Annotated in this window: 16 protein-coding genes; 10 read left to right on the plus strand and 6 right to left on the minus strand. The window is 71.2% G+C overall.

Going from position 1 to position 17118, the window contains the following annotated elements:
* Positions 1-93: 93 nt before the first annotated feature.
* Entirely contained in the window at positions 94-951 is an 858-nt protein-coding gene (locus AB0N16_RS24490; RefSeq protein WP_365800064.1) for a hypothetical protein, read from the plus strand.
* Between the two features lie 146 nt (positions 952-1097).
* Here AB0N16_RS24490 and AB0N16_RS24495 read toward each other — a convergent pair whose 3' ends face one another.
* On the minus strand, positions 1098-2789 hold the full coding sequence (locus AB0N16_RS24495) for a hypothetical protein (protein WP_365800066.1): 1692 nt from the start codon (positions 2787-2789) through the stop codon (positions 1098-1100).
* 217 nt (positions 2790-3006) lie between these two features.
* Here AB0N16_RS24495 and radA point away from each other — a divergent pair, with 217 nt between their 5' ends.
* Together radA and disA are read left to right on the plus strand one after the other, a co-directional pair.
* A complete protein-coding gene (gene radA / locus AB0N16_RS24500; protein ID WP_365800068.1) occupies positions 3007-4416 on the plus strand; it encodes a DNA repair protein RadA in 1410 nt (469 codons plus the stop codon).
* Positions 4417-4496: 80 nt separating this feature from the next.
* Entirely contained in the window at positions 4497-5621 is a 1125-nt protein-coding gene (disA, locus tag AB0N16_RS24505) for a DNA integrity scanning diadenylate cyclase DisA (protein WP_365800070.1), read from the plus strand.
* A gap of 269 nt (positions 5622-5890) precedes the next feature.
* Here disA and AB0N16_RS24510 read toward each other — a convergent pair whose 3' ends face one another.
* Complete coding sequence (locus AB0N16_RS24510; protein ID WP_365800072.1) at positions 5891-6736, minus strand: hypothetical protein; 846 nt, start codon at positions 6734-6736, stop codon at positions 5891-5893.
* A gap of 293 nt (positions 6737-7029) precedes the next feature.
* Between AB0N16_RS24510 and AB0N16_RS24515 the strand changes: the two genes are divergently transcribed.
* From AB0N16_RS24515 to cseC, 5 genes are all read left to right on the plus strand, one after another.
* Positions 7030-7905 (plus strand): A/G-specific adenine glycosylase, encoded by an 876-nt coding sequence (locus tag AB0N16_RS24515; RefSeq protein ID WP_365800074.1) that lies wholly within the window; start codon positions 7030-7032, stop codon positions 7903-7905.
* A gap of 267 nt (positions 7906-8172) precedes the next feature.
* Positions 8173-8712, plus strand: a complete 540-nt coding sequence (locus AB0N16_RS24520) for a SigE family RNA polymerase sigma factor (RefSeq protein ID WP_365800076.1) — start codon at positions 8173-8175, stop codon at positions 8710-8712.
* Positions 8700-9368 carry a hypothetical protein gene (locus AB0N16_RS24525; protein ID WP_365800078.1) on the plus strand — a complete coding sequence of 223 codons (669 nt, stop codon included), beginning with the start codon at positions 8700-8702 and terminating at the stop codon, positions 9366-9368. Before AB0N16_RS24520 ends, AB0N16_RS24525 begins: the two co-directional genes overlap by 13 nt.
* 29 nt (positions 9369-9397) lie before the next feature.
* Positions 9398-10102 carry a two-component system response regulator CseB gene (cseB, locus tag AB0N16_RS24530; RefSeq protein ID WP_365800080.1) on the plus strand — a complete coding sequence of 235 codons (705 nt, stop codon included), beginning with the start codon at positions 9398-9400 and terminating at the stop codon, positions 10100-10102.
* Between the two features lie 11 nt (positions 10103-10113).
* On the plus strand, positions 10114-11478 hold the full coding sequence (gene cseC / locus AB0N16_RS24535; protein ID WP_365800082.1) for a two-component system sensor histidine kinase CseC: 1365 nt from the start codon (positions 10114-10116) through the stop codon (positions 11476-11478).
* Positions 11479-11985: 507 nt separating this feature from the next.
* On the opposite strand, the gene AB0N16_RS24540 is transcribed toward cseC, so the two are convergent.
* The 3 genes from AB0N16_RS24540 to AB0N16_RS24550 form a co-directional block, all read right to left on the minus strand.
* Positions 11986-12417, minus strand: a complete 432-nt coding sequence (locus AB0N16_RS24540; RefSeq protein WP_351748650.1) for a VOC family protein — start codon at positions 12415-12417, stop codon at positions 11986-11988.
* Positions 12414-12893 (minus strand): helix-turn-helix transcriptional regulator, encoded by a 480-nt coding sequence (locus AB0N16_RS24545; protein WP_365800084.1) that lies wholly within the window; start codon positions 12891-12893, stop codon positions 12414-12416. Before AB0N16_RS24545 ends, AB0N16_RS24540 begins: the two co-directional genes overlap by 4 nt.
* Positions 12894-13008: 115 nt before the next feature.
* Entirely contained in the window at positions 13009-14613 is a 1605-nt protein-coding gene (locus AB0N16_RS24550; RefSeq protein ID WP_365800086.1) for an MDR family MFS transporter, read from the minus strand.
* A 160-nt stretch (positions 14614-14773) separates the two neighbouring features.
* On the opposite strand from AB0N16_RS24550, the gene AB0N16_RS24555 reads away from it, so the two are divergent.
* Complete coding sequence (locus AB0N16_RS24555; RefSeq protein WP_365800088.1) at positions 14774-15373, plus strand: TetR/AcrR family transcriptional regulator; 600 nt, start codon at positions 14774-14776, stop codon at positions 15371-15373.
* Positions 15374-15386: 13 nt separating this feature from the next.
* Here AB0N16_RS24555 and AB0N16_RS24560 read toward each other — a convergent pair whose 3' ends face one another.
* A complete protein-coding gene (locus tag AB0N16_RS24560; protein ID WP_365800090.1) occupies positions 15387-15938 on the minus strand; it encodes a M23 family metallopeptidase in 552 nt (183 codons plus the stop codon).
* A 445-nt stretch (positions 15939-16383) separates the two neighbouring features.
* On the opposite strand from AB0N16_RS24560, the gene AB0N16_RS24565 reads away from it, so the two are divergent.
* Positions 16384-16986, plus strand: a complete 603-nt coding sequence (locus tag AB0N16_RS24565) for an HAD family acid phosphatase (RefSeq protein WP_365800092.1) — start codon at positions 16384-16386, stop codon at positions 16984-16986.
* The last annotated feature ends 132 nt before the right edge of the window (positions 16987-17118 follow it).

Genomic DNA, 17118 nt, shown 5'->3' on the forward strand with positions numbered 1-17118 from the left:
CTGCCAGGTGGCCGGTATCCCCTCGTCCAGGTGGCCGGTATCCCCTCGTGGGAGCCGTCCCCGAAGCCGGCTCGGGCGACATACCCTGTACAGGTGCCAAAGACGAAAAAGACGAAGGACCACAAGGGCGCCAAATCCGCCGACGGTTCTTCTCGGGCGAAGCCACCGAAGAAGTCGAAGGTGTCACAGCGGCCTCCGGCGGGGGACGAGAAGGGCCTCGACTTCGCGCGCGCATGGGTGGAGTTCCCGGACCCGGCGGACGACGAGCAGGTGTTCCGCTGTGATCTGACATGGCTGACCTCCCGCTGGAACTGCATCTTCGGCAGCGGCTGCCAGGGCATCCAGGCGGGCCGCGCGGACGACGGCTGCTGCACGCTGGGCGCACACTTCTCCGACGAGGACGACGAGAAGCGGGTCGCCGATCATGTGTCGAGGCTCACGCCGGACATCTGGCAGCACCACGACGAGGGCACGCGGAACGGCTGGGTCTCGGAGGACGACGAGGGTTCCCGCCAGACCCGTCCGTTCAACGGCTCGTGCATCTTCCAGAACCGTCCCGGTTTCGCGGGCGGCGCGGGCTGCTCGCTGCACATCCTGGCGCTGCGGGAGGGCCGCGAGCCGCTGGAGACCAAGCCGGACGTCTGCTGGCAGCTGCCGATCCGCCGCACGTACGACTGGATCGACCGCCCCGACGACACGCGCGTCCTCCAGGTCTCGATCGGCGAGTACGACCGCAGGGGCTGGGGCCCGGGCGGCCACGACCTGCACTGGTGGTGCACGTCGGCAACCTCGGCACACGGCGCGGGCGACCCGGTCTACATCTCCTACCGCCCGGAACTGACCGAACTGATGGGCAAGGCCGGCTACGACCGCCTGGCGGAACTGTGCGAGCAGCGCCTCGCCTCCCAGCTCCCCCTGCTGGCCCCGCATCCGGCGGATCCGGCGAGCTGAGGCGCCTTTACGGTGGCGCGGGAGGCCTGTCGAGCGAGCCCCGCCGAAGCGCCCCGCAAGGGGCGCGGGGCTGTGTCGATATGCGGCTTCGCCGCGTGGGCGCGACCAGCCACGACGACGCCGCACCCGCCGAAACGCCCCCGCCCTCACGGACTCGCCGACGCCCCCGCACTCTCGCTCTCCGTCGGCGAAGCCGACCCCGTCGGACCGGGCGTACCCGATTCCGTCGGTGTCGGCGACGGCGTGGACGTCGGCTCGCTCGGCGAAGCCGTCAGCGTCGGCTCGGTGGACGCCGACCCCGTCACCGTCGGAGTCGGCCGCCCCGGAGGCGTCGGCCCCCTCCTCACCGGCGGAGCCATCCCGTACCCGTCGATCGACACCACCGCTCCCGCCGGCGCCACCGCCACCCGCGCGCTCCAGTGCCCGGCCGGCTCGCGCAGATGATCGACGTACACCTTGATCGTGAACGACTCGCCCGGCCGGAGCGTTCCCGAGGACCGCGAGAAGTACAGCCATCCCGCCGAGGTGGACACCGACCACCGCATCGGCGCGTTCCCGGCCGCGGCGAGCGTGATCAGCGTGGTGTCGCCGTCGTTCGCGGCCGTCACCGCGAGGTGCCCCGCACCGGCCTTCGTCCGGGCGCCACCCGCCACGCTGACCACCTCCACCGAGACATCGGCCTTGCCGTCCTTCCCGATGCGCGGCCCCGGTCTGGTGCCGGCGTTTCCGGCGTTCTCGTAGCCTCCGGCCTCGTCACCGCCCAGCGCGTCGGGCCCGGAGGCCTCGCGCGCGGTCGCGGACGGGCCGTCGTGGCTCTCCCCCGCCGGCGAGCCCCGATACGCGGCCCACAGGGCCAGCACCGGCGCGGCCACCACCGTGGCGACCACGGTCGTCGTGACGGCACGCGCGCGTAGCCGGTCGCGGCGGGCCGCGCGGTCCTTGGGGTCCATCGGGAAACCGCGCCGGTCGAAACGCGGAACGGCGGCGCCACGCGCGCGCGTGGGGTGCGCCATGGCCATGTGCAGGGCCGCGCGGGGCGCCTCCAGGACCGGCAGCTCGGCGGGCGTGGTGATCGCGCCGGGCCACCGCCCGGGGGCCGCGCGTTCGGCGGTACGGCGGCAGCGCGGGCAGTCGTCGACGTGCCGGACCAGTTCACGGCGCAGGGCGCTGCTGAGCACCAGCTGGCTGTCCCCGGTGAGGTGGGAGACGCTGGGGCAGCCGCCGGTCTCGACGACGGCGAGCGCCGCGCGGGTGCGTTCCACCTCGCAGGCGGCGGAGGCGAGCAGCTCGCGGGCGCCGGCGAGTTCCATGCCGAGGACGGCGGCGACCTCGTGGGCGGCGAGGTGGTGGCGTACGGCGAGTTCGAGCGCCTCGCGCTGCTCCGGGGTGGTGCCGGCGGCCTCGGGCCAGGCGAGCAGGGCGAGTTCGCGGCGCCGCTGCTCCTCGGTCTCGGTGGCGACCAGCGGTTCGGGGGCGATGTGCCGCCCGGCCGCATGGGTGGCCTGACGTTTCTGCTTGGCCTCCGCCAGCCCGCGCAGACAGGCCCAGCGGGCCAGCGCGTACAGCCAGGCCCGGCGGTCCCCGGCGGCGTCCGGGACGCGCTGACCGCGCCGCTCGGCGAGGGCGAGGACGTCCCCGAGGGCGGTGGTGGCCGCCTCGTGGTCGCACAACACGGAGAGGCAGTACGTGAACAGCCCGTCCAGGTACGGCTCGTAACGCGCCGACGGCCACTGCGCCAGCGCGCGCGCCGCCGTACGGTCGCGCACCGCGCGGGCCCCCCGGTGCGCCCGGTGCGCGCCGGTCATGCGGGTCGAGGTTTCCGGGCTGCTGCTCATCACCCGTGCGACCGTAGGCGGCGGCGTAACGTCCCTTCTCGCGCCTTGAGCACTTTTAATCCGTACGGGTGAAACGATCCCTCATAAGGGGACAGGAACCCGATATTCCGTGGCTCGTTCCCGACGGAGCACGGCCCGGGCCCCTCCCCTCACATCGGTCGACGTCCGTCACGGGTGCCACCGTGGCCCCGCTGTCAGTGGCGGGGGCTACGGTTTCCGCATGGCTGCCCGTACCAAGACCGCGAAAGACCGTCCGTCGTACCGCTGCACCGAGTGCGGCTGGCAGACGGCCAAGTGGCTCGGCCGCTGCCCCGAGTGCCAGGCCTGGGGGACGGTCGAGGAGTACGGCACGCCCGCGGTCCGTACGACGGCACCCGGCCGGGTCACCACCTCCGCGGTGCCCATCGGCGAGGTCGACGGCCGCCAGGCCACCGCGCGGACGACCGGCGTGCCCGAACTGGACCGGGTGCTCGGCGGCGGCCTGGTCCCCGGCGCGGTCGTCCTGCTGGCCGGCGAGCCCGGCGTCGGCAAGTCCACCCTCCTGCTCGACGTGGCGGCCAAGGCGGCCAGCGACCAGCACCGCACGCTCTATGTCACCGGCGAGGAGTCCGCGAGCCAGGTCCGGCTGCGCGCCGACCGCATCGGCGCCATCGACGACCACCTCTATCTCGCCGCCGAGACCGATCTGGCCGCCGTCCTCGGCCACTTGGACGCGGTGAAGCCGTCGCTGCTGATCCTGGACTCCGTGCAGACGGTCGCGTCCCCCGAGATCGACGGCGCGCCCGGCGGCATGGCCCAGGTGCGGGAGGTGGCCGGGGCACTCATCCGCGCCTCCAAGGACCGGGGCATGTCGACGCTCCTGGTGGGCCATGTCACCAAGGACGGCGCGATCGCCGGTCCCCGCCTCCTCGAACACCTCGTGGACGTCGTGCTGCACTTCGAGGGCGACCGGCACGCGCGCCTGCGGCTCGTCCGGGGCGTCAAGAACCGCTACGGCACCACGGACGAGGTCGGCTGCTTCGAACTGCACGACGAGGGCATCACGGGCCTAGCCGACCCAAGCGGACTTTTCCTGACACGACGTGACGAACCGGTCCCGGGTACCTGTCTGACGGTGACCCTGGAGGGCCGCCGCCCGCTGGTCGCCGAGGTCCAGGCGCTGACCGTGGAATCCCAGATCCCCTCCCCGCGCCGTACCACCTCCGGGCTGGAGACCTCCCGGGTCTCGATGATGCTGGCCGTGCTGGAGCAGCGCGGGCGGATCAGCGCGCTCGGCAAGCGGGACATCTACTCCGCGACCGTGGGCGGAGTGAAGCTCTCCGAGCCCGCGGCCGACCTGGCGATCGCCCTCGCCCTGGCCTCCGCCGCGAGCGACACCCCGCTCCCCAAGAACCTGGTCGCCATCGGCGAGGTGGGCCTCGCGGGCGAGGTCAGACGGGTCACCGGGGTCCAGCGCAGGCTCGCGGAGGCGCATCGCCTGGGCTTCACGCACGCGCTCGTGCCGGGCGATCCCGGGAAGATCCCGGTGGGCATGAAGGTCCTGGAAGTCGCCGACATGGGAGACGCATTGCGGGTACTGCCGCGCTCCCGTCGCCGAGAGGCCCCACGGGAGGCGGAGGAGCGCCGGTAGACTTTGCCCTGGTCTCGCCCGTCCGTACGAACCGCGTGCGGGTGCGGGAGCGCCTCAGAACCTGTGACCGGAGGAGTGCAGTGGCAGCCAACGACCGGGCAGCGGCTCCCGGAAAGTCCGGTGGGAGTGCCGGTTCCGATGGCCTGATGCGCGCCTCGCTGAGCGCCGTGGCTCCGGGCACGTCTATGCGCGACGGCTTGGAGCGGGTCCTCCGCGGCAACACCGGCGGGCTCATCGTCCTCGGCTTCGACAAGACGGTCGAGACGATGTGCACGGGCGGTTTCGTGCTGGATGTCGAGTTCACGGCGACCCGGCTGCGCGAGCTGTGCAAGCTCGACGGCGGCATCGTGATCTCCTCCGACCTGTCGAAGATCCTGCGGGCCGGCGTCCAGTTCGTGCCGGACGCGACGATCCCGACGGAGGAGACCGGCACCCGGCACCGCACGGCGGACCGGGTCTCCAAACAGGTCGGCTTCCCGGTGGTCTCGGTCTCCCAGTCGATGCGGCTGATCGCGCTCTACGTCGACGGGCAGCGCCGTGTCCTGGAGGACTCGGCGGCGATCCTCTCCCGTGCGAACCAGGCGCTCGCCACGCTGGAGCGGTACAAGCTCCGCCTGGACGAGGTCGCGGGAACGTTGTCGGCGCTGGAGATCGAGGACCTGGTGACGGTCCGCGACGTCTCAGCCGTCGCCCAGCGGCTGGAGATGGTCCGCCGTATCGCCACGGAGATCGCCGAATACGTCGTCGAACTGGGTACCGACGGGCGGCTGCTCGCGCTCCAGCTGGACGAGCTGATCGCCGGCGTCGAGCCCGAGCGCGAGCTGGTGGTCCGGGACTACGTCCCCGAGCCCACGGCCAAACGCTCCCGCACGGTCGACGAGGCGCTCTCCGAGCTGGACGCGCTGAGCCACGCGGAACTGCTGGAAATGCCGACGGTGGCGCGGGCGCTGGGTTACACGGGTTCCCCGGAGGCGCTGGACTCGGCGGTGTCGCCGCGCGGCTTCCGGCTGCTGGCGAAGGTCCCACGGCTGCCCGGGGCGATCATCGACCGGTTGGTGGAGCATTTCGGAGGCCTGCAGAAGCTGCTCGCCGCGAGCGTCGACGATCTGCAGACCGTGGACGGGGTGGGCGAGGCGCGGGCACGCAGCGTCCGGGAGGGCCTGTCGAGGCTGGCGGAGTCGTCGATTCTCGAACGGTACGTGTAGCTCCGCTGGGGGACCGGTATTTCGGCTGCGGGCCGGTGGGGGCTGGTCGCGCCCACGCGGCGGAGCCGCACATCGATACAGCCCCGCGCCCCTTGCAGGCCGCTACAGCGCGGGTGCTCTGTCGGCTGACCCAGCCTGCGGGCAGGGTCGTGCCTCCCCCAGTGCCCCAAGGGCCTGGGAAGTGCCCCAGGGCGGCACGGATGGGCGCAGGCACCACCCCGCGAACGCGGGCGAGTGAAACCCCTCGCGCCCGGTCGAAGCCGACGGCGTCAGTCCGCCGCCAGGACGAAGGATGCCTGGGCCTTGGTGAACCCGGGGGTCGCGGCTTCCAGCAGATAAGTGCCTGTCGCGGCCGACCCCGCCGAAGGCGTCGCGCACTGGGGCGCGCTCGGCTTGCGGTCCCACTTCAGGGTGTACGTGATGCTGCTGCCCGCCGGCACCCGGTACCACAGGGCCCCCGCCGTCCCGGGGCAGTCCGCCGAAGACCAGTAGCTGTCGTCGGAACTGGCCGGCGTGATCGTCAACACCGCGTTCTTCGGGCCGAGATCGACCTTGCAGTCGCTGGACGACGTGTTCTTCGCCGTGAGTTCGAAGGTCGGAGTCTGCTCCGGCGAGTACGAGTTGTGCAGGCTCTTCAGGCTCAACGACACAGCCGAGGCCGTGCAGTTGGGGAGGGTGGACGTCCCCGGCAGCGAGGCGACCGTCCCTCCGGAGCCCGAGGTGACGTCCCCCGAGCCCGACGAGGACCCCGAAGAACCGCCGGAACCGGACGACGAGCCGCCGCCCGATCCGCCCGAACTCCCGCCGTCGGAACCGGAACCGGAACCGGATCCGGTGCCCGTGCTGGACGACGCGCCGCCGCCCCCGCTCGACTCGTCCCGCCCACCCGGCGCCTGGCTAATCGCCGGCCCGCTGCCGGACGGCCCCGGCGTGATGGTGGACGCGGGATTCTTGCCGTCGGCCCCGTCGGCGCCCTTCTTGCCGCCCCCGCCGCCCGACGTGACGATCCAGGTGATCAGCAGCGCCAGCACGGCGACGACGGACACCATGACGACCCTCCGTCGCCAGTAGATGGAGGAGGGAAGCGGCCCGACCGGATTGCGCAGAGATCCCACGGCGCAAACTGTACGAGAGATCCGTGCACTTCCTCGCCCCACCCGCCGCTCAAACCTCAACTTTTCCGGATCATCATTCCGGCAACTCCCGTCGGCACACCCCCTCTTCGCGTGACAGGCGCGAAGGACCGGCCCCAAGGGCGTATCCCGGGGACGGATTCCGGGGACGGTTCCCTGGGACGGTTCCCGGGAACAGGCGCCCGAAGGACGGACCCGGACCGGCGGCCGCCCCGGCCCCGCCGTGATCCACGTCCAACCCAGCCGTGGCCGGACGTGGCAGGATCGGAAGTGCCATGACTGAGAAGCTCCACACCCCCGTGATCGCCTGGTTCGACGTCCATGCCCGTGACCTCCCCTGGCGCCGCCCGGAGGCGGGCCCGTGGGGGGTGATGGTCAGCGAGTTCATGTTGCAGCAGACCCCGGTCAGCCGGGTGCTGCCCGTCTACGAGCAGTGGCTGGCCCGCTGGCCGCGCCCCGCCGACCTCGCCGCCGAGGCGCCCGGCGAGGCGGTGCGCGCCTGGGGCCGGCTCGGCTATCCGCGCCGCGCCCTGCGGCTGCACGGTGCCGCCGTCGCCATAACGGAACGGCACGACGGCGACGTACCGACGGAGCACGCGCAGTTGCTCGCGCTGCCGGGCATCGGCGAGTACACCGCCGCGGCCGTCGCCTCCTTCGCCTACGGGCAGCGGCACGCCGTGCTCGACACCAATGTGCGGCGGGTGTTCGCGCGGGCCGTCACCGGTGTGCAGTACCCGCCGAACGCCACCACCGCCGCCGAGCGCAAGCTCGCCCGTGAGCTGCTGCCCGAGGACGAGCGGACCGCCGCCCGCTGGGCCGCCGCCTCCATGGAGCTCGGCGCACTGGTGTGCACGGCGAAGAACGAGACGTGCCCGCGCTGTCCGATCGCCGGGGAGTGCGCCTGGCGGCTGGCCGGCAAGCCGGAGCACGAGGGGCCGCCGCGGCGCGGGCAGACGTACGCCGGTACCGACCGGCAGGTGCGCGGCAAGCTGCTGGCGGTGCTGCGCGAGGCGCACGCCCCCGTGCCGCAGGCGGCGCTCGACCGGGTGTGGCACGAGCCGGTGCAGCGGGCCCGCGCGCTGGACGGGCTGGTCTCGGACGGGCTGGTGGAGCCGCTCGCGGGCGGTCGCTATCGGCTGCCGCTGGGCTGACGTACAGCCACATCACAGGGGAAGGGGCTGTGTTACGGCCCCGGCCGCCTGGCAAATCACCAGATAACCGGCCATAAGGCCATGCCCTCTTACCCCGCGCCTACTTCCGTTACACAACCGACGGACAGCCGATTGCTACCCGCAGGCTGCTCCGCACAGCCCCGTGACAACAGGTCCGTAGCTTCATTTCTGTGCCCGCCAGGACCGCGGGACAGCGGGAACTCAGGCACAGGGCCGGGGAAAACGGGGATCGGGAGGCGGTTGATCATGGCGCAGGGCGAGGTGCTCGAATTCGAGGAGTACGTCCGCACTCGACAGGACGCGCTGCTGCGCAGCGCCCGCCGGCTGGTCCCGGACCCGACGGACGCCCAGGACCTGCTCCAGACCGCGCTGGCCCGGACGTACGGCCGCTGGGAGACCATCGAGGACAAGCGGCTCGCGGACGCGTATCTGCGCCGGGTCATGATCAACACGCGGACCGAGTGGTGGCGGGCCCGGAAGCTGGAGGAGGTCCCGACCGAGCAGCTGCCCGACGCCTGCGTGGAGGACTCCACGGAGCAGCACGCGGACCGCGCGCTCCTGATGGACATCATGAAGGTTCTTGCACCGAAGCAGCGCAGTGTCGTCGTGCTGCGACACTGGGAGCAGATGTCCACGGAGGAGACGGCCGCCGCCCTCGGCATGTCGGCCGGAACGGTCAAGAGCACGCTGCACCGGGCGCTCGCCCGGCTCCGCGAGGAGCTGGAGTCACGCGACCTCGACGCACGCGCGCTGGAGCGTGAGGAGCAGGAGCGTTGCGCGGCCTGACCGGCACAGGGCCCAGCCGGGGCCCGGCGAGTGCACAGGCGGTGACCACGGCGGCGGCCGTGCTCGCCGCCCTCGCCCTTTTCGCCGCCGCCTGCGGCACCGGGGGCACCGGTGCCCGGGACGAGGGCCCGGCGCACGACGGCTCGACGGAGAAGGCCCCGGCCGCCGCCGCCGCCTCGCCCAACCCGTCCCAGACGTATGCGAAGGTCGACGCGGTCGCCCTGGTGAAGGCCGATCCGGCGGTCTCGGCCACGGTGAAGCGGGACCTGAAGCCGTGCGCGGGCGAGGAGTACCCGGTGGACGTGACCTACGGCGATCTGACCGGCGGCTCGGCCGACGACATCGTGGTGAACGTGCTGACCTGCGGGGACGCGGTCGGGGTGGGGGCGTACGTGTACCGCCAGGAGAGCGGCACGTACAAGAATGTGTTCAAGGCCGAGGAGTCCCCGGTCTACGCGGAGATCGACCGGGGCGATCTGAGCGTGACCAAGCAGGTGTACGAGAGGGGCGACCCGGTGACGAGCCCGTCCGGTGAGAACGTGATCACCTACAGCTGGGCCGCGGGGCGCTTCGTCCAGCAGGACTTCCACCACACCGACTACGGCAACGCGACCGGCAGCGGCAACGCCACGCCGGTCCCCTCCCCGGCCGACTGAGCCCCCACCGACCACACGAGAGAGCAGGGATGGCAGACCAGACCCACGTCCTGTTCGTCGAGGACGACGACGTCATCCGCGAGGCCACCCAGCTCGCCCTGGAGCGGGACGGCTTCGCGGTCACCGCCATGCCCGACGGGCTGTCCGGCCTGGAGGCGTTCCGCGCCGACCGGCCCGACATCGCCCTACTGGACGTGATGGTGCCGGGCCTGGACGGGGTGAGCCTGTGCCGGCGCATCCGCGACGAGTCCACGGTGCCGGTGATCATGCTGTCGGCGCGCGCCGACTCCATCGACGTGGTGCTGGGTCTGGAGGCGGGCGCCGACGACTACGTCACCAAGCCGTTCGACGGCGCGGTGCTGGTCGCCCGGATCCGTGCCGTACTACGGCGCTTCGGGCACGCGAGCGGCGGCGACCGGCCGCACGAGGACGCGGCTCCGGTGACCGGCCTCCCGCTCACCTTCGGCGAGCTGGAGATCGACACCGAGGGCATGGAGGTGCGCCGGGCCGGACAGCCGGTCGCGCTCACGCCGACCGAGATGCGGCTGCTCCTGGAGTTCTCCTCGGCACCGGGGACCGTACTCTCCCGCGACAAGCTGCTGGAACGCGTCTGGGACTACGGCTGGGGCGGGGACACCCGGGTCGTCGACGTCCATGTGCAGCGGCTGCGTACGAAGATCGGCCAGGACCGGATCGAGACGGTCCGCGGTTTCGGTTACAAGCTGAAGGCCTGAGCGGGGCGGTCATGCGGGGGCTCATCAGATCCATCCGGGGATCCATTCGACATCGAGGTCCGAGGCTGCGCACCGGGCTTCGGTGGAAGCTGAGCGCGGCGATCGCGCTGGTCGGCGCGCTCGTCGCGATCGCACTGAGCCTGGTGGTGCACAACGCCGCCCGGGTCTCGATGCTGGACAACGCACGTGAGCTGGCCAACGAGCGGCTGCAGATCGGCCAGCGCAACTACGAGCTGTACGGGCGGGCGAACTTCCCCGACGTCAAGGTCGACGACCCCCGGCTGCCGCCGGCGCTGCGCGAGCGGGTGGACGCGGGCCGCCGGGCGACCGATGTCATCGACCACGGCGGCGCGCCGGACATCTGGGCGGCGGTGCAGGCCAAGGACGGGCGGGTGCTGTCCCTGCACGGGACCTTCCCGAACCGGAGCAGCAACGTGCTCAAGGACCTCGACCAGGCCCTCGTCATCGGCTCCATCGCGGTCGTGCTCGGCGGCAGCGCGCTCGGCGTGCTGATCGGCGGGCAGCTCTCGCGGCGGCTGCGCAAGGCCGCGGCCGCGGCCAACCAGGTCGCCCAGGGCGAGCCGGACGTGCGGGTGCGGGAGGCGATCGGCGGGGTCGTACGGGACGAGACCGACGACCTGGCGCGCGCGGTGGACGCCATGGCGGACGCGTTGCAGCAACGCCTCGAGGCCGAGCGGCGGGTGACGGCCGACATCGCGCACGAGCTGCGTACGCCGGTGACCGGGCTGCTCACGGCGGCCGAACTGCTGCCGCCGGGCCGTCCGACCGAGCTGGTCCTCGACCGGGCGAAGGCGATGCGCACCCTCGTCGAGGACGTGCTGGAGGTGGCCCGGCTCGACAGCGCCTCCGAGCGGGCCGAGCTGCAGGACATCATGCTGGGCGAGTTCGTCGCCCGGCGGGTGGCCGCGAAGGATCCGGCGATCGAGGTGCGGGTGGTGCACGAGTCGGAGGTCACCACCGATCCGCGCCGCCTCGAGCGGGTGCTGTTCAACCTGCTCGCCAACGCGGCCCGGCACGGCAAGCCGCCCATCGAGGTGACCGTCGAGGGCCGGGTCATCCGGGTCCGCGACCACGGCCCCGGCTTCCCCGAGAAGCTTCTCTCGGAGGGCCCTAGCCGCTTCCGCACCGGCAGCGAGGACCGCGCGGGGAAGGGTCACGGACTGGGCCTGACCATCGCGGCCGGCCAGGCCCGCGTCCTGGGCGCCCGGCTGACCTTCCGCAACGTCCGGCCGGCGGGCGCGCCCGAGCACATCCGGGCGGAGGGCGCGGTGGCCGTGCTGTGGCTGCCGGAGCACGCCCCGACGGCCACGGGCAGCTATCCGATGCTTCCGGGGCCGACACAGGCGAGCCGGTGAGCGGCTGAGCGGCTGAGGCTCGGGGTGCGGCGGGCTCGGGGCGTGGCGGACTCGGGGCATGGCGGACTCGGGGCATGGCCAACTCGGGGCATGGCCAACTCGGGGCATGGCCAACTCGGGGCATGGCCGACTCGGGGCGTGGCGGACAGCCGGCTCAAGGCCTGGCCGGCTCAAGGCCTGGCCGGCTCAAGGCCTGGCCGGCTCAAGGCCTGGCCGGCTCAAGGCCTGGCCGGCTCAAGGCCTGGCCGGCTCAGGGCCAGCCGGCTCAGGGCATAGTCGGCTCAGGGCATAGTCGGCTCAGGGCATAGTCGGGTCAACGCATAGCCGGCTCAAGTCGTGGCCGCGAGGAGTTCCTCGCCGCGGGACGGGCGCAGGCCGTCGTCCGGTCGCGCGAAGTAGCGCTCGGCCAGCTCCTCTGCGGGCACGTGCCATCGGCGGGCAGATGCAGTGCCCGCCACAGGGCGACGCGAACGGCGGTGTGATCGGGGCCCTCGTGCCCGGACGCGGTCAGAACTCCTTGGAGAAGTCGAGCTCCTCGCTGCGCTCGGTCAGCGAGTACCAGTTGCCGTTGTCGTCGCGGAAGATCGCCTCGATGCCGTACGGCCGTTCCTTGGGCTCCTGGATGAACTCCACGCCCCGCGCCCGGAAGGTCTCGTAGTCCCCCCGGCAGTCGTCGGTGCGGAACGCCCCCGCGCCCAGGGCGCCCTTGGCGACCAGCGTGCGCAGCGCCGCCGCGGACTCGGGATCGAGCCCCGGCCCGTCCACGCGCATCAGGGCGAGTTCGACGCCGGGCTGGCCCTTGGCGCCGACGGTGACCCAGTGCATGTCACCCATGGCGATGTCGTCGCGCACCTCGAAGCCGAGTTTCTCGGTGAAGAAGGCCTTGGTGCGCTGCTGGTCGAAGGTCCACACGGTGGTGATGGCCAGGCCCTGGATCATGGCTGTGCTCTCCTGCCGGACGGTCGCTGTTCCTGTCCGTCACGGTAGGCGGGCGGGTCGGCGGGGCGCTTCTCGAAAGTTGCGTTGTTCCGGAAGCCGCCGGCCCAGAGCATGGCGTAGCAGCCGGGGATGAGGGAGGCGCCGCTGCCGACGTGTTCGGTCCGGTACTCGGTGGGGCTGAGTCCGGTCCGTGCCTTGAAGCGGCTGGAGAACGTACCGAGGCTGCTGAAGCCGACCAGATGGCAGATCTCGGTGACGGTGAGGTTCGCGCCGCGGAGCATCTCCTGGGCCCGCTCGATCCTGCGGTGCGTCAGGTACTGGCCGGGCGTCTCGCCGTACGCCTCCTTGAAGGCGCGGACGAAGTGATACCGCGAGTACCCGGCGTGCCCGGCGACCACGTCCAGGTCCAGGTCCGGATCGGCCCAGTCCCGGTCCATGGCGTCTTTGGCGAGGCGCAGCCGACGCAGTCTGTCCATGCGTCGATGCTAAATCGACGCCAGGAACACCTCGGCCGTGCGCCGATACCGGAAGACAACCGAAAGCGGGTGGCCCCGGCGACGCTCGGTCCCCGGAACCACCCGCACGCGTTTCTCAGACGGCCTCGACCACCGGCAGCGGTGCCGCCTCGTCGGAGCCCGCCTTCTGGGAGCCGCCGCGCAGTGGCACCTCCTTGACGAACACCGCCGCCACCACGACCGCCACGGCGATCACGGCACCGAGCAGGAACGCCGAGTGCGTGCCGGCCGACACCGCGTGCTGGTATGCCTCGCGCACCGTGGCCGGCAGCTTCGCCAGGCTCGCCGCGTCCAGCGAGGCCGACTGCTCGGTGACCTTCGAGCCCAGCCCCCCGGCCCGCTGGGCCATCTCGTGCTTGACGCGGTCGTTGAAGATCGCGCCCATGATGGCGACACCGAAGGAGGAGCCGAGCGTACGGAACAGGGTGGTCGACGAGGAGGCGACCCCCATGTCCTTCATCTCCACGCTGTTCTGCGCGACCAGCATGGTGATCTGCATCAGGCAGCCCATGCCGAGACCGACGACGGCCATATACACGCCGGAGACGAACCGGGTGGTGTCGGTGTCCATCGTGGACAGCAGGTACAGCCCGACGGTCAGCAGCACCCCGCCCGCGAGGGGGAAGATCTTGTAGCGGCCGGTGCTGGTGGTGACCCGTCCGGCGACCATCGAGGTCACCAGCATCGCTCCGAGCATGGGAAGCAGCAGCAGACCGGAGTTGGTCGCGGACGCGCCCTGCACGGACTGCTGGTAGAGCGGCAGGAACAGCGTGGCGCCGAACATCACGAAGCCCACGATGAAGCCGATGATCGACATCAGGGTGAAGTTGCGGCTGCGGAAGATGTGCAGCGGCAGGACAGGCTCGGCGGCCTTGGTCTGCCAGAAGACGAACCCGATCAGCGAGACGACGCCGATGGCGATCAGTTCCATGATCCGCGCGGACGTCCAGGCGTACTCGGAGCCGCCCCAGGTGGTGACCAGCACGATCGAGGTGATGCCGAGGGTCAGCAGGCCGGCGCCGAGGTAGTCGATGCGCGCCTCGCTCCGCTTCTTCGGCAGGTGCAGTACGGCGCTGACGGCGGCCAGCGCGACCACGCCGAGCGGCAGGTTGATGTAGAAGGCCCAGCGCCAGCCCCAGTTGTCGGTGATGGTGCCGCCGACCAGCGGGCCGCCGATCATCGCGAGCGCCATGACGCCGGCCATCATGCCCTGGTACTTGCCGCGCTCACGGGGCGGCACGAGGTCACCGATGATCGCCATGACGCCGACCATCAGACCACCGGCGCCGAGCCCCTGAACGGCCCGGAACCCGATCAGCTGGCCCATGTCCTGGGCCATGCCACTGAGCGCGGAGCCGATCAGGAAGATGACTATGGAGGTCAGGAAGGCGCCCTTGCGCCCGTACATGTCGCCGAGCTTGCCCCAGAGCGGGGTGGCCGCGGCGGTGGCGAGGGTGTACGCGGTCACGACCCACGACAGATGCTCGAGGCCGCCCAGATCGCCCACGATCGTCGGCATCGCGGTGCCCACGATCATGTTGTCGAGCATCGCGAGCATCATCGCGATCATGAGCGCGAGGATCACGACCCGTACGCTCCTGGGCTGTTTCGCCGACGCATCCGCCGCGACCGGTGCCCCCGGTGATTCCTGGCCGGTCCCGGCCGCCTGGGTGTCCGCCATCTCTCCCACTCCCCCTGGCGGCAGCTACTTACTTGCCGCCCGGCTAGTTCAGTACACTGGGAAAGGTAGCCCCGTCACTAGCCGGTCGTCAAGTAAGTTTCCCGACCGGGCGCCGGTATCCGACAGGGCGAGTTTTCGGGGCAGTGCGAGGAGTAAGAGGATGGGCGTCACCATGGACGGCACCAAGCAGCAGCGCCGGGGCAACACCCGCCAGCGCATCCAGGACGTGGCACTCGAACTCTTCGCAGAGCAGGGCTACGAGAAGACCTCCCTGCGGGAGATCGCCGAGCGCCTCGACGTGACCAAGGCGGCCCTGTACTACCACTTCAAGACCAAGGAAGAGATCCTGGTCAGCGTCTTCGAGGACCTGACACAGCCGATCCAGGACCTGATCGAGTGGGGCGAGGGCCAGCCGCACACCCTGGCGATCAAGCTGGAGATCGTACGGCGTTACAGCCGCGTGCTCGCCGAGGCCGGCCCGCTGTTCCGCTTCATGCAGGAGAACCAGGCGACCGTGCGGGAGCTGCGGATCGGCGACACCTTCAAGGACCGGATGCGCGGCCTGCGGAGCATCTTCGTCGACCCGGACGCGCCCCTGACCGACCAGGTCCGCTGCATCAGCGCGATGTTCACGCTGCACGCCGGCATGTTCGTCATGCAGGACCTGGAAGGCGACCCCCAGAAGAAGCAGGAAGCCGTCCTGGAGGTCGCCCTGGACCTGGTGACCCAGGCCCACCAGGGCTCGGATCGCTCCGCTTAGCCGATCACGCGCCTCAGACGGTCACGCCCTTGGCGCGGAGGAAGGCGACCGGGTTCACGGCGGAGCCGTAGTTCGGGGTCGTACGGATCTCGAAGTGCAGGTGCGGCCCGGTGGAGTTGCCGGTGCTGCCGGAGAGCGCGATGCGCTGGCCGGTCCTGACGATCTGGCCGACCTTGACGTCGATGCGGGACAGGTGCGCGTACTGCGAGTACTGGCCGCCGGCGTGCTTGATGACGATGGCGTTGCCATACGCGGGACCGTCACCGGCACCGTTGCCGCCGGCCTTGACGACCGTACCGCCGTGCGCGGCGACGACCTGGGTGCCGGTCGGCACCGCGAAGTCCTGGCCACTGTGCTTGGCGGTCCACAGGCTGCCGGCCTGGGCGAAGCTCGCGGAGAGGGTGTACTTCTTCACCGGGTCGATCCAGGCGGCGGCACTGGAGGTGGCGGCCGACGCGACCCCCGACCCCACCACGGCCGTGACTCCGACACCGGCGGCCAGAACAGCGGCACGCTTGCGGAGCGAGGACGTACGGGGGGCACGGAGAGCGGCGCACAGGGACATCGAAACCTCGTGGGGTAGACAACGGGGACATCCCTCCGGCACCGGCTGACACTGACAGCGGCCGAACGGGACATCTCTTGGTAACCCGAAAGCCGCGCACCACTCAAATGCCACCATCTACGACATCACCTAGTACCTATACGTAAAGTTGACCCTTTCTTGACAGAGCGCCCTTGACTAGACAGCCGGGGCTCCACCACCCCCGCCCGATGGCGGCACGGGGCGAAAACTCCCCCCTCCCGACTACGCAGGCCCCACTATCCCGGCTAGTAACGGGCATTTCGCCCGTGCGCTATGTCACCGGCGGCGGAGGTCCGAAGCCGCCGGGATGTGACCCACACCTCTCCCGGCCTACCCACAAGTAACCCCACGGTTTCCTCCGCGCCATGTCCTCCACTCATCATGCCCCTGACACAGCCGTGGACGTGAGAGGACACCCCAACCGATGACCACAGGCACCTGGACCCGCCGCATGTCCGTCGCCGCCGTCTCCGTGGCCGCGCTCGCCGGCATGGCCGCGCCGGCCCAGGCCGCGACGGAGAGCAGCTCCACCACGGTCGACTACGCCACCTGGCAGAAGGACTGCCAGTCCGTGATGGACCAGGCCCTGCCCTACCTGACGCAGCGCATCGCCGCCGCGAGGCCGGGCGAGAGGCAGGCGATCGTCTTCGACATCGACAACACCACCCTGGAGACCGACTTCGGCTTCAGCTTCCCCCAGCCGGCCAACAAGCCGGTCCTGAACGTCGCCCGGTACGCCCAGGAGCACGGCGTCGCCCTGTTCTTCGTCACGGCCCGCCCGGGCATCATCTACCTGCCGACCGAGTACAACCTCGAGCACGACGGCTACGACGTCTCCGGCCTGTACGTCCGCGGCCTCTTCGACCTCTTCAAGGACGTCGCCGCCTACAAGACCGCCCAGCGCGTCGACATCGAGAACAACGGCTACACGATCATCGCGAACATCGGCAACAGCGCCACGGACCTCTCGGGCGGCCACGCGGAGAAGACGTACAAGCTGCCGGACTACAACGGCCAGCTGTCGTAATCCCACGGCAGCCCACGCAGCAGCCGTCGCAGTCCCACGGCAGCCCACGCGGCAGCCGTCGCAGTCCCACGGCAGCCCACGCGGCGGCTGTCGCAGTCCCACGGCGGCCCGTTCGGCGGCTGTCGCAGTCCC

Source organism: Streptomyces sp. NPDC051105, from assembly GCF_040682795.1.
Taxonomy (GTDB): Bacteria; Actinomycetota; Actinomycetes; order Streptomycetales; family Streptomycetaceae; genus Streptomyces.